The organism is [Mycobacterium] manitobense, assembly GCF_025821665.1.
In the GTDB taxonomy this organism is placed as follows: Bacteria; Actinomycetota; Actinomycetes; order Mycobacteriales; family Mycobacteriaceae; genus Mycobacterium; species Mycobacterium arseniciresistens.
On the sequence record NZ_JACKSJ010000235.1, the window covers coordinates 90,290 to 101,526 of the forward strand.

General features: G+C 69.7%; 14 protein-coding genes. 4 read left to right on the forward strand and 10 right to left on the reverse strand.

Going from position 1 to position 11,237, the window contains the following annotated elements; genetic code table 11:
* Positions 1–7: 7 nt before the first annotated feature.
* Both H7I41_RS25635 and H7I41_RS25640 read right to left on the reverse strand, forming a co-directional pair.
* Positions 8–352 carry a hypothetical protein gene (locus H7I41_RS25635; protein WP_264015447.1) on the reverse strand — a complete coding sequence of 115 codons (345 nt, stop codon included), beginning with the start codon at positions 350–352 and terminating at the stop codon, positions 8–10.
* 48 nt (positions 353–400) lie between these two features.
* Entirely contained in the window at positions 401–787 is a 387-nt protein-coding gene (locus H7I41_RS25640) for a hypothetical protein (protein WP_264015448.1), read from the reverse strand.
* 251 nt (positions 788–1,038) lie between these two features.
* Between H7I41_RS25640 and H7I41_RS25645 the strand changes: the two genes are divergently transcribed.
* Both H7I41_RS25645 and H7I41_RS25650 read left to right on the forward strand, forming a co-directional pair.
* Positions 1,039–2,223 (forward strand): serine hydrolase domain-containing protein, encoded by a 1,185-nt coding sequence (locus H7I41_RS25645; protein ID WP_264015449.1) that lies wholly within the window; start codon positions 1,039–1,041, stop codon positions 2,221–2,223.
* A gap of 47 nt (positions 2,224–2,270) precedes the next feature.
* Positions 2,271–3,056, forward strand: coding sequence for a DUF1542 domain-containing protein (locus H7I41_RS25650; RefSeq protein WP_264015450.1), 786 nt, complete (start codon positions 2,271–2,273; stop codon positions 3,054–3,056).
* Positions 3,057–3,130: 74 nt separating this feature from the next.
* Here the strand turns inward: H7I41_RS25650 and H7I41_RS25655 are convergent, their stop codons facing one another.
* From H7I41_RS25655 to H7I41_RS25685, 7 genes are all read right to left on the reverse strand, one after another.
* The gene (locus H7I41_RS25655) at positions 3,131–4,819 is read right to left on the reverse strand and encodes a cation:proton antiporter (protein WP_264015451.1); all 1,689 of its coding nucleotides are present in this window, start codon (positions 4,817–4,819) and stop codon (positions 3,131–3,133) included.
* A gap of 43 nt (positions 4,820–4,862) precedes the next feature.
* Entirely contained in the window at positions 4,863–5,669 is an 807-nt protein-coding gene (locus H7I41_RS25660; RefSeq protein ID WP_264015452.1) for an Fpg/Nei family DNA glycosylase, read from the reverse strand.
* 2 nt (positions 5,670–5,671) lie between these two features.
* Complete coding sequence (locus H7I41_RS25665; RefSeq protein ID WP_264015453.1) at positions 5,672–6,151, reverse strand: ribose-5-phosphate isomerase; 480 nt, start codon at positions 6,149–6,151, stop codon at positions 5,672–5,674.
* A gap of 26 nt (positions 6,152–6,177) precedes the next feature.
* Positions 6,178–7,137 (reverse strand): isopenicillin N synthase family dioxygenase, encoded by a 960-nt coding sequence (locus H7I41_RS25670; protein WP_264015454.1) that lies wholly within the window; start codon positions 7,135–7,137, stop codon positions 6,178–6,180.
* A complete protein-coding gene (locus H7I41_RS25675; protein ID WP_264015455.1) occupies positions 7,134–7,583 on the reverse strand; it encodes a nucleoside deaminase in 450 nt (149 codons plus the stop codon). Before H7I41_RS25675 ends, H7I41_RS25670 begins: the two co-directional genes overlap by 4 nt.
* The gene (locus H7I41_RS25680; RefSeq protein ID WP_264015456.1) at positions 7,580–8,992 is read right to left on the reverse strand and encodes a purine-cytosine permease family protein; all 1,413 of its coding nucleotides are present in this window, start codon (positions 8,990–8,992) and stop codon (positions 7,580–7,582) included. The genes H7I41_RS25675 and H7I41_RS25680 overlap by 4 nt, the downstream gene beginning before the upstream one ends.
* A gap of 77 nt (positions 8,993–9,069) precedes the next feature.
* Complete coding sequence (locus H7I41_RS25685) at positions 9,070–9,447, reverse strand: hypothetical protein (RefSeq protein ID WP_264015457.1); 378 nt, start codon at positions 9,445–9,447, stop codon at positions 9,070–9,072.
* Positions 9,448–9,492: 45 nt separating this feature from the next.
* On the opposite strand from H7I41_RS25685, the gene H7I41_RS25690 reads away from it, so the two are divergent.
* Positions 9,493–9,978, forward strand: a complete 486-nt coding sequence (locus H7I41_RS25690; protein WP_264015458.1) for a glycine-rich domain-containing protein — start codon at positions 9,493–9,495, stop codon at positions 9,976–9,978.
* A 2-nt stretch (positions 9,979–9,980) separates the two neighbouring features.
* Here the strand turns inward: H7I41_RS25690 and H7I41_RS25695 are convergent, their stop codons facing one another.
* Complete coding sequence (locus H7I41_RS25695) at positions 9,981–10,589, reverse strand: mycothiol-dependent nitroreductase Rv2466c family protein (protein WP_264015459.1); 609 nt, start codon at positions 10,587–10,589, stop codon at positions 9,981–9,983.
* Positions 10,590–10,821: 232 nt separating this feature from the next.
* Here H7I41_RS25695 and H7I41_RS25700 point away from each other — a divergent pair, with 232 nt between their 5' ends.
* The gene (locus tag H7I41_RS25700; protein ID WP_264015460.1) at positions 10,822–11,193 is read left to right on the forward strand and encodes a DUF732 domain-containing protein; all 372 of its coding nucleotides are present in this window, start codon (positions 10,822–10,824) and stop codon (positions 11,191–11,193) included.
* The last annotated feature ends 44 nt before the right edge of the window (positions 11,194–11,237 follow it).

An 11,237-nucleotide genomic window follows, 5' to 3' on the forward strand; every position in this document is an offset into this window, starting at 1 on the left:
CGATCCGTCAGATCAGCGCGAAGGCCGCCAGTCCCAGCAATCCCAGGGCTGCCAGGAATCCACCGATGACGAGCAGCACGGTGCCGTCTCCCTGACGCGGCGGGACACCACCGAATGGGGCAGGACCGACCGAGTGGTGCGACGGCACCGGCGACGCGTCGCCCCACGGGTGGGCGAGCCGGCGATCGTAGGCGGACCGCCGGATGAACCCGGCGACCAACAGCGCGCTGCCGACCAGGACCGCGATCATCGGCAGCAGGCCGATCACGGCGATGGCGAGCATCACGAGCAGCAGGCCGAACGATCCGCTCTCACCGTTGGGCCCCGCGGCGGCCAGCGTGTCCACGACCATTCATCGAGTGTCACACCGTGCGGCGAGGGTCCTGCGCGGCAATCGGAATCAGGGGCCGACGCGCGTCCACACCGCTGTGATGTTCGCCGCCGGGCAGCTGCTCACCGACACCAGCGTCAGCTCCTGGACGTAGCCGTCGGCCACGACGGTCGGCGTCCCGGTGCCGGTGGCCACACCACAGCCCGCCAGTTCGTGGGTGTGCTGCCAGCCGACGCCGTTCCAGTTCATGACCACCGTCCTCGACGGACCCGTGCCGACGGCGTCGCACTCGGGGCAATCGGACGTGACGTGAACGGTGTCGCCGAACGGGGCGATGACGTACGTGCCGCTGAACAATCCGTCGTTCGCCGCATTCGCAACACCCGGCGACCCCACGGCCGTGGCCGCGAAAACCGCCGCGGCCCCCGCCACGCCCGAAATCGCTTGAGAATTCATGATTCTCCCCATTGTGGTCGAGCGCAGGCGCCCAGTATGCGGCCTTCCCGACGGCAGCACCGTGCGAATCCCTCGATTCGCTGAAGCGGCCACCAGCAATCATGCCGTGACACCGATCGGTACCGACCGCGTAACGATCCGATCGCCTCGGCCGCGGTCGCCGTTTCGGCCGATAGCATCGTCAGTCAAATTGCGCGAGTTGGCTTTTCGCCTCGACCCGACGGGGCCGGCGGCGCCCGGACAGGGGAACAGTGACAGACAAGCCCGTGCACGGCCGCTGTGATCCGCTGTTCGCCAAGGTGCGCGACGCGTTCGAGGCGAACTTCACCGAACGCGACGACGTGGGCGCCGCGGTGGCCGTCTGGGTGGAGGGCGACCTGGTCGTCGACCTGTGGGGCGGCCACGCTGACGCCGCCGCGCAAGGACTGTGGCGGCGCGACACCCTCGCCAGTGTCTTCTCCGGATCGAAAGGCCTGACGAGCACCTGCATCCACCTGCTGGCCGACCGCGGCGAGCTCGACCTGTACGCGCCGGTGGCTGCCTACTGGCCCGAGTTCGCACAAGCCGGCAAGCAGGACATCACGGTCGCGATGGTGCTGTCACACCGCTCGGGGGTGATCGGACCGCGCTCCCCGCTGCACTGGTCGGACACCACCGACTGGGACGCGGTCTGCGTGCGGCTGGCCGCGGCCGAACCCTGGTGGTCACCGGGCACCGCGCAGGGCTACCACATGGTCAGCTTCGGATTCATCCTCGGCGAACTGGTCCGCCGGGTGACCGGCCGAACCCTGGGCCAGTACCTGCGCACCGAGATCGCCGAGCCGCTGGGCATCGACGTCCACATCGGCCTGCCCGCCGCCGAACACCACAGGTGCGCCGACATGATCGGCAAGCCGCACATCCGCGACGTGCTCGCCGCGGGCGACGCACCCGCCATGCCGGTCTCGCTGGCCGAGCACCCGAAGGCCGGACTGTCGGTCGCCATGGGCCACATCCCCGACGACGAGCTGGGCTCACACGCGCTGACGCGGTGGCGCCGCGGCGAGTTCCCCGCCACCAACGCCCACGTGTCCGCAATCGGCATGGCCACCTTCTACAACGCCCTGGCCCAGGGCAAGCTGCTCTCCCCCGAGCACCTCGATCTGGTGCGAATCTGCCAGGGCGGCAACGACACCGACCTCGTGCTCGGATCGCGCGTCGCCGATCACGGGTGGGGACTGGGCTACATGCTCAACCAGCGCCGCGTCGCCGGTCCGAACCCGCGGTCGTTCGGGCACGGCGGGTCCGGGGGCTCCTTCGCGTTCGCCGACCTCGAAAACCGCATCGGCTACGCCTACGTGATGAACCGGTTCGACGCCACGAAGTGCAACGCCGACCCGCGCAGCCTGGCGCTCTCCGACGAGGTCTACGCCGCCCTGAGAGTCGCTCAGGACTGAATCTCGCGCACCCGGTCGCGACCATTCCTGTCGGTACGCTGAAAGGCATGAACGGCGTTCTGCTCGTGCTCATCGTCCTGGTCGTCGCGACGATCGCCGTCGTGGTGTACACCGCCTCGAAGTCGGCGGGCAAGCGTTCGGCGGACTCGCTGGCCGACGCCAAGGCCGACGCCCGCCGGGTGATCGAACGCCTCGGCGGCCAGGTGCTCAATCTCAGCGGCAACGACGACGCCTCCAAGCAGGCGATGGCCGACGCGTCGGAGCGCTACACCGCCGCCTCGTCGCAGATCGACCAGGCGACGACGGCGAAGCAGGCACTGCTGGCCAAGGAGAGCGCGGTCGAGGGCCTCTACTACGTGCGGGCGGCCCGGGTCGCGATGGGCATGGACCCCGGGCCGGAGCTCGAGTCGCTGGCCGGCCAGCGCACCGCAGGCTCGGTGACCGAGTCCCGCAGCGTCGAGTTCGAGGGCCGCGAGATCCAGGCGTCGCCGAGCCCGTCGCAACGCACCCCGAATTACTACCCGGGAGGCACCGTTGCGGGTCGCCCGGTGCCTGCGGGCTGGTACTCCGAGCCATGGTGGAAGCCGGCGATCGTCGCCGGCGCCTGGGGTGTGGGCTCGGTGCTCCTGTTCAGCGCGTTGTTCTCCGGGATGGCCGGTACGGGTTACGAGCAGGGGTTCGCCCAGGGCTACGACCAGGGCGCGGAGGGCGCCGACGGCGGCGACGCGGGTGGCTTCGACGGCGGCGGCGGTGACGGCGGCGGCTGGGGCGGCGGTGACGGCGGCGGCTGGGGTGGCGGCGATTTCGGTGGCGGTGACTTCGGCGGCTTCTGACCGCCGAGTCTGAACTTGTGTGCGCGAAGTCCTCGAATTAGCGCACACGAGCTCAGGTTCGAGCCCTCCCGACGCTAGAAGCGGCTCTCGAGCCGCGCCGAGACTCCGGCCTCCTGCAGGTCGAGCCGCTCGAGCATCGCGCGCACGGCCTCGTCCTCGATGCGCCCCTCGTCACGCTCGGCGATGAGCGCGGCCCGCTGGGCGGCGAGCACGTCGCGGTAGAGCGCCGAGTAGACCTTCGCCCGCTTGGTCGGTGCCTCGGGGTCGGGCATCTCGTCGATCTCCTCGGACTGCCGGGTGATCGCCGCGCGGATCTCGGCGAGCACCCGCGGGTCCATGTTCTCCGGCGGGTTGGCCCGGAATTCTGCGAGCACGGCGTCCAACGCATCGTGGACGACGCGTTCGGCCTTGAGCTCCTCCTCGCGGTCGGCGGCGTGGTCGTCGGAGAACCGGGAGATCTGAAGCCTGCGGATGAGCACCGGCAGCGTCCAGCCCTGGATGAGCAGGGTGCCGACGCTGACCACGAAGGCGATGGCCTGGATGGTGGCGCGCTCGGGGAACGGATCCCCCGCCGCCGTCGTCGCCGGGATGGCGGCCGCGGCGGCCAGCGTGACCACGCCGCGCATTCCGGTCCACGACACCACCACGTTCTCCTGCCACGACAGCGACCGCCGGTCGATGCGGGCGCGCCAACCCGCGCTGGGTCTCTTGCGCTGTCGCGTGCCCAGCGCGCCGCGCCCACCGACCGGGACCGGCACGCTGAGCCGGTTCCCGACGTGGCTGGACAGCTTGTTGCGGCCGAATATCGCGAACACCGACAGCGGCCGGATCACCAGCACGATCAGCAGCACGATGACCGAGGCGACGGCCACCTCGACCAGCGACTCGTGCGCCTCCCGCAGGTCCTCCAGCACGAACCGCAGATGCAGGCCGATGTAGGCGAACACGAACGCCTCGAGCAGCACGTCCACCGAGTTCCACACGTAGCGCTCCTGCAGCCGCGTCTGGTAGCCGGCGTCCAGGGTGCCGTTGCCGACCACGAAGCCGGCGACGACGACGGCCAGCACCCCGGAGGCGTGCAGTTCCTCGGCGGCGATGAACGCGGCGAACGGCACCACCAGGCCCTGCACCGTCTCCAGGCCGGGATTGGCCAGCCTGCGGCGGATCCACAGCGTGACGTAGCCCAGCACGCCGCCGACGACCGGTCCGACGAGCGCGCTGTAGCCGAACAGCAGGAACGGGTTCTCGATGAAGGTGTGGCTGCCGGCGACCTGCGCCACCGCGATGGAGAACAACGTCAGCGCCGCGGCGTCGTTGATGAGGCTCTCACCGGTCAGGATCGCCATCACCCGCTTGGGCAGCCCGAGCTTGCGTCCCACCGCCACGGCGGTGACGGCGTCGGGCGGCGCGACGATCGCGCCGAGCACCAGCGCGGTGGCGAACGTCAGCGGCACCACCACCAGCCAGGAGGACACCATCGCCACGGCGAACGCGGACACCACCACCAGGCCGACGCCGAGGCCGAGGATCGGGCGGATGTTGCGCAGGAACGTCGGGAAGGAGAAGTTCAGCGCCGCGGAGTAGAGCAGCGGCGGCAGGACCACCGTGAGCAGGATGTGCGAATCCAGTTCGGGCGGCTCGAACTCCGGCAGGAAGGACACCGCGCCGCCGATGACGACGATGATCAGCGCGGGTTCCAGGCCGCGCCGGTGGGCGATGGCGGTGACCACGATGGCGCCGACGACTACCAGGATCAGTTCCACGCGCCGATTCTCTCGTCAAAAGCGGCGCCGCGCCCGCTCACCTTCAACGCTGGCAGTGCGGGCACCAGAACAGGTTGCGGCCCTCCAGCACCGCGGTGCGGATCGGGGTGTCGCAAACCCGGCACGGCTCGAGCGCCCGGCGGTAGACGTAGGTGCGCGGCCTGCCCTTGCGGTACGACGGTGCGCCGTGGTCGTCGTCCGGTCTCAGTGTGATAATCCTGCCGCGCCGCACACCGACCTTCATCAGGTCCACCAGGTCGGCCCACATGGCGTCGAATTCACCTGAGGCGACGTCGATTCCGGTGCGGTAGGGGTCGATGCGATGGCGGTACAGCAGCTCGTTGCGGTAGACGTTGCCGACGCCGGCGAGCACCGTCTGGTCCATCAGCAGCGCGCCGATCGGCCGACGGGACTTGGCGATCCGCGCCCAGGCGGTGCTCGGATCGGCGTCCCGGCGCAGCGGATCGGGCCCCAGCCTGGCCAGGATGTCGGAGACCTGCGCCTCGTCGACCACCTCGCAGGCCGTCGGACCGCGCAGATCGGCGCCGTACTCACTGCTGAAGATGCGCATGCGCACCTGGCCGACCGGATCGGGCGGCGGGTCGCCGGGAGTGAGGGTGAAGTCGTCGAACCGGCCGTACAGCCCGAGGTGCACGTGCACGATCCGGCCGCCGTCGTAGTGGTGGAACAGGTGCTTGCCCCAGGCGCTGGCACCGGTGAAGGTGCGGCCGTCGACCATCGCGGCGCCGTCGGCGAACCGGCTCTGCGGGCTGCTCACCCGCATCCGACGGCCCTTGAAGCGCTTCTGATGCAACCGGGCGAGCCGGTGCAGCGTGTGCCCCTCAGGCATCGCTACTCCGGCGCCCCCGGCACCGGCGGGGGGACGTGCGTCTGCTCGTACTTGGCGAGGATGTCGATGCGGCGCTGGTGCCGCTCGGCTTCCGACCACGGGGTGGTGACAAAGGCGTCGACGATGGCGAGCGCCTCCTCGCGGGTGTGCATCCGCCCGCCGATGCCGATCACCTGGGCGTTGTTGTGCTGGCGGGCCAGTGACGCCGTCTCGGTGCTCCACGCCAGCGCGCAGCGGATGCCGGGCACCTTGTTGGCCGCGATCTGCTCACCGTTGCCCGAGCCGCCGAGCACGATGCCCAGGCTCTCCGGGTCGGCCAGCGTCTTCAGCGCGGCGGCGATGCAGAACGCCGGGTAGTCGTCCTCGGCGTCGTAGCTGTGAGCGCCGCAGTCGATCGGCTCATGACCGCCGGCCTCCAGGTGCTCGATGATCGCCTGCTTGAGTTCGAAACCGGCATGGTCGGCACCGAGATAGACACGCATGGCGGCCATTGTGGCAGACGCCGGTGTCAGGACACCGTGATCGCGTCCAGCCGCTCCTTGATGAAATCCGAGCTGGTGACCGGCGTCAGCCCCGCAACCCGCCCGACCGGTGGCGCGAGCGGCGTCACGCGGGCGTCGTGGTTGGCCTCGTAGAAGTAGATCAGCGAGACGAGGTCCTCTTCGGGGGCGTGCGGTTGAGGCGGCAGGACGCGGTGCCGGCCCGACGGCCAGCGCCGTCCGCTCCAGTACTCGAGCAGGTCGCCGATGTTGACGGTCAGCGCGTCCGGGTCGTAGGGCGCGTCGGTCCAGCCGTCGGCCTCCGAGTAGATCTGCAGGCCGCCTGCCCCCGGTTCGCGGTCGAGGATGGTGACGGTGCCGAAGTCGGTGTGCGGGCCGATCCGAAATTGGCCCGGCTCGGGCTCGCCGACGACGCTCACCGGCGGGTAGTGGTTGATGTTCATCGTCCACGTCGGCCGGTCGGCGAGCGTCGCAAAGGGGTTGTCCGGCAGCTTCAGCGCGTGCGCGAACAACGCGAGCAACTCGTCGGCCACCTGCCGCACCGCGTCGGTGTAGGCGGTGACCAGGGCGTGCAGCCCCGGCACTTCGGCTGGCCAGACGTTGGGCGCGAACCAGATCCGGTCCACGTCGGGATCGCCGGTCTGCGTCTCCGCGCCAAGGCTGAAGCTCTCCTTGAGATCCGGCGGCGTCTCGGTGCCCTCGGCGTAGCCGTTGGCCTCGGCGCCGGGGCCGATCCAGCCGTGCCCGCCCACCGGCACCGCGTAGCGCTGCTTGACCGTCACCGGCTGGGCGAAGAAGGCACGGGCGGCGGTACGTACGTCGGCCGCCAGTGCGGCGTCCACGCCGTGACCGGTGACCAGGATGAAACCGGCGCGCTGCAGGCTGTCGTCGACCTCGTCGGCCACCCGGCGGGCACCCGAACCGCCCGCGCGCCAGCGGGAGAGATCAACGGTGGCAATCGAACTCACTGCGCAACTCCGATGTCTTCGTTCCACAGACCGGGATGGGCGGCGATGAAGTCGCGCATCATGTCCGCACATCGGTCGTCGTCGAGGACGGTCACCGACACACCGTACTCGGCCAGCCACTCGTGGCCGCCGGAGAACGTGCGGGCCTCGCCGATCAGCACCGCGCCGATGTTGAACTGCCGCACCAGTCCGCTGCAGTACCAGCACGGCGACAGCGTGGTCACCATCACCGTGGACCGGTAGTCGCGCTGCCTGCCCGCGGCCCGGAAGGCGTCGGTCTCGGCGTGGATGGAGGGATCGTCGGACTGCACCCTTCGGTTGTGTCCGCTGCCGAGCAGTGTGCCGTCCACCGCGAACAGCGCCGCACCGATCGGGATGCCGCCCTCGGCAAGCCCTTGTCGCGCTTCCCGATAGGCGACCTCGAGCATGTCCTGCGCTGTCGTCATACCGCGAGACGCTCCACGGCGATACGGGCGCGGCACGTCAGCAGATAGCAGCCACCGGCCAGCAGGAATCCGACATAGAACGTGACGTCGCCCAGCCCGGGCAGCGCGCGCGCGGCGAAGCCGACGAACTTCTGCTGGTTGCAGAACAGCAGCACCGACACGACGAGTCCGATGCCGAAGGACAGCAGGCCCGGCCAGTTGGTGTACGAACGGTCGTAGAGGAATCCGGCCACCCGCTGGCCGCGGCGCAGGTACTGGTCGGCGAACACCACTCCCAGCCACGGACCGATCCAGTAGGCGATGATCAGCAGGAACGCCTCGTAGCTGTGCGCCGCGTCGGGCAGGGCCCACCACGCGACGAGGAACCCGGCCACGCCGAAGAACACCGTCACCAGCGCGCGGGCGATGTGCGGCGGCAACTTGATCCCGATGGTCACGAAAGCCATTGCGCCCGAATAGACGTTGATCGAGTTCGCCGCGATCGCGCCGATCGCGATGGCCAGCAGCGTGGCTCCGGCCAGCCATCCGGCGAGCGGGGCCGTGAAGGAGGCGGTGGGGTCCCCCAGCGCGTCACCGGCGCCGATGGTCACCGAGGCGGCGCCGACACTCATCAGGCCGATGCACCCGAGGAAGAGCCCCGCGGAGGCGAAGGATCCGGTCCGTCGGGTCGATACGCTCGCCGGCAGGTACCGCGTGTAGTCGGCCGCATACGGTGTCCATCCCGCCGCATAGCCGAAAGCCGTTCCGACGGTGAGCAGGAAGCCGCCCGTGCCGCCGACACCGCCCTCGGCCGCGGGCGCGCCGAGATCGGCCTGCCACAGGATGACCACTGAGGTGACCGCGAAGATCACCGCGAGCAGCGGGAAGGTCCAGCGTTCGAACGCCTGCACCAGGTTGTGGCCGAAGAACGCCAGCCCGGTCTGCAGCAGGACGATGATGACCAGTCCCACCAGGGGCCCGAAACCGAACAGGGTGGACAACGCGTAGGCGCCGCTGACGCTGTTGGTGGCGAACCAGCCCACCCCTGCGGTGATGGACATCAGCACCGCAGGCACGGCGTTGCCGCGGAAGCCGAAAGCCAACCGGCCCAGCACCATCTGCGGCACCCCGTGCAGCGGCCCGCGGGCGGACAGGAAGTAGTGCGCGAGGGCGCCGAGGCCGGTGCCGAGGGCGAGGCCGGCGACGGCTTGCCAGAAGGTCATGCCGTAGGCGGCGACGGCCAGCACGCCGACGAACACCGTCGCGAACTCGAGATTCGGCGACGCCCAGGTCCAGAACAGCTGGCTGGGCCTGCCGTGCCGATCGGCCTCGGCGATGGCCTCGTTGCCGCCGGGTTCGACGGCCACCACCCGGTCACGGTAGGTGCCGTCGGACTGTTCGAGGATGTCGGCGGGTTCGGCGACTGTCATCGGTCAACGGTGAGGTCGGATGCGTTGAACCGCAACCGGAGTAAACGCAATCGAAACAAATGGGATCGGCGCGGGGGTCAGGAACCCCCGCAGCCACCGCCTCCGCCGCCGCAGCCACCGCCGCCGCACCCGGCACCGCCGTCGGGAGCGCCGCCCGCGCCGCCGTCGTCGGTCGGCGTCCCGCCGTCGTAGTTGACGTAGTACGCGCCGCCCGTTCCCCCCGCGGCCCAGGCCGAACCGGCACCGTAGCGGCGGGCCCACAGCTCGCGCCGGTCCTTGACCTTCTTCCGCGCGGCCGGCGCAGCGCGTTCGTTGACCAGCCCGGCGGCCCAGACGTCCTCAGCGCGGCCCGGTGCGGTCGACTGCCGCTGCCGTCGTTGCATCAGCAAATATGCGGCGGCGATCATCGCCACTCCCCCGACGGCGACCGCCGTCAAGATCACCCCCGTGCTCATGGCTGAAGATTACGCCGCGACAGCCCCCGCGCATACAGTGAAAACATGTTGCGGCGGCGGGTGGATTCGGTGTCCCGGGCGGACTCCGCGGTGACCCGGCTCGAGCTGCCCCCAGCGGTGTTCAAGACGTGTCCGTGGCAACCTCGCGAGCTGGTTGAGACCGGTTTGCGGCAGTGGTTGCGCTGTTGTGCCGCTGCGATGCGCGACGACCAGGTGATCGGCATGCCGTCGCGTGCCGTCGACGAGGCGTGGCACGGCCTGATCCTCTGCACGGCAAGATATTCGGCGTTTTGCGATGAAGCGTACGGCCGCTTCCTGCACCACCACCCCGAGGGCGGCGCGCCGCCGGGTGCGCGCCATGACCCGCTCGATCAGTTGCGGCGCACCGTCATCGCCTGGTCGATGGTCGCCCGACCCGGAGAGAGCTGCGTGCTGTGGGACATCGACCGCCGGGTCGGCGTTGCCGAACCGTGGGGCCTCGACCTCGGGCGGGTCGCCGAGATCGAGGCCGCCATGGCCGGGCGGCGCTGACGCTAGTCGAACTCCGGCGCCTCGGTGCGGGTGCGCTTGAGTTCCCAGAAGTGCGGATACGACGCGAAGATCACCGACGCGTCCCACAGCTTTCCGGCCTCCTCGCCACGCGGGATGCGGGAGAGCACCGGACCGAAGAAGGCGACGCCGTTGATGTGGATGGTCGGGGTGCCGACGTCCTCGCCGACGGCGTCCATCCCCTCGTGGTGGCTGGTGCGCAGCGCCTCGTCGTACTCCTCGCTGTTCGCCGCCTCGGCCAGCTCGGCCGGGAGACCCACCTGCTCGAGCGCCTTGGCGATCACGTCACCGAAGTCTTTATTGCCCTCGTTGTGGATCAGCGTGCCCATCGCGGTGTAGAGCGGGCGCAGGATCTCGCGGCCCTTGAGCTGCTCCGCGGCGATGGCCACGCGGACCGGCCCCCAGGCCTTCTTCATCATCTCGAGGTACTCCTCGGGCAGATCGCGTCCCTCGTTGAGCACCGCGAGGCTCATCACCCGGAATTCGACCTCGATATCACGCACCTTCTCGACCTCGAGGATCCAGCGCGAGGTGATCCAGCACCACGGGCACAGCGGGTCGAACCAGAATCCAGCGACATCTTTCCCGGCCATTGACAGTCCTCTCGGTTTCACGGGTGCACTCCGCTCAACACAACTGAGCTCGTCTCGCCGGTGTTCCCCTCGGCGGCGATCAGCATGCATCGCGGTTTCGCCGGCGACGCGACGCGCTTTGGTGGGTGAATCTTGACCGAAGCGTGTTGTTGCTGTGACTGAAGTGAACCAGTGTTGCTCGAGTACACGGAGCGGCCTCGACCGGACTCCCACCCCTGGACGAGGAGCAGCGATGCCGGCAGCAGTCAATCGACAATGGGCGCTCATCGGCGCCTCCGCGCTGGTCGCGGGAGCCACCCTGTTCGCACCGCCGGCCGCGGCCGACCCGGTCGACGACGCCTTCCTCACCGCGCTCAACCGGGCCGGGGTGGGCTATGGCAATCCCGCCGACACCGTCGAACTCGGCAAGCGGGTGTGCCCGATGCTGGTGGAACCCGGCAAGAACTTCGCGAAGGTGGTCTCCACCGTCCGCAACGACGGCGTCCCACCGGAGATGGCCGCGTTCTTCGCCGGCATCGCCATCCAGATGTACTGCCCGTCGATGATGTCCAAAGTGGGCACCGGCGACTTCCTCGGATGGCTGGGGAACCCGGGTCTGCGGTGAGGCCGCACCGCGACTGACCTCGCCCGGCCCTCTGCCCCGACCTT

What these genes read in the sequence shown, in the direction of transcription:
- H7I41_RS25700 (WP_264015460.1), top strand. Translation starts at nt 10,822, where the DNA reads ATGCCGGCAGCAGTCAATCGACAATGGGCGCTCATCGGCGCCTCCGCG.
- H7I41_RS25685 (WP_264015457.1), bottom strand. Translation starts at nt 9,447, where the DNA reads ATGAGCACGGGGGTGATCTTGACGGCGGTCGCCGTCGGGGGAGTGGCG.
- H7I41_RS25690 (WP_264015458.1), top strand. Translation starts at nt 9,493, where the DNA reads ATGTTGCGGCGGCGGGTGGATTCGGTGTCCCGGGCGGACTCCGCGGTG.
- H7I41_RS25650 (WP_264015450.1), top strand. Translation starts at nt 2,271, where the DNA reads ATGAACGGCGTTCTGCTCGTGCTCATCGTCCTGGTCGTCGCGACGATC.
- H7I41_RS25660 (WP_264015452.1), bottom strand. Translation starts at nt 5,669, where the DNA reads ATGCCTGAGGGGCACACGCTGCACCGGCTCGCCCGGTTGCATCAGAAG.
- H7I41_RS25665 (WP_264015453.1), bottom strand. Translation starts at nt 6,151, where the DNA reads ATGCGTGTCTATCTCGGTGCCGACCATGCCGGTTTCGAACTCAAGCAG.
- H7I41_RS25635 (WP_264015447.1), bottom strand. Translation starts at nt 352, where the DNA reads ATGGTCGTGGACACGCTGGCCGCCGCGGGGCCCAACGGTGAGAGCGGA.
- H7I41_RS25695 (WP_264015459.1), bottom strand. Translation starts at nt 10,589, where the DNA reads ATGGCCGGGAAAGATGTCGCTGGATTCTGGTTCGACCCGCTGTGCCCG.
- H7I41_RS25640 (WP_264015448.1), bottom strand. Translation starts at nt 787, where the DNA reads ATGAATTCTCAAGCGATTTCGGGCGTGGCGGGGGCCGCGGCGGTTTTC.
- H7I41_RS25680 (WP_264015456.1), bottom strand. Translation starts at nt 8,992, where the DNA reads ATGACAGTCGCCGAACCCGCCGACATCCTCGAACAGTCCGACGGCACC.
- H7I41_RS25675 (WP_264015455.1), bottom strand. Translation starts at nt 7,583, where the DNA reads ATGACGACAGCGCAGGACATGCTCGAGGTCGCCTATCGGGAAGCGCGA.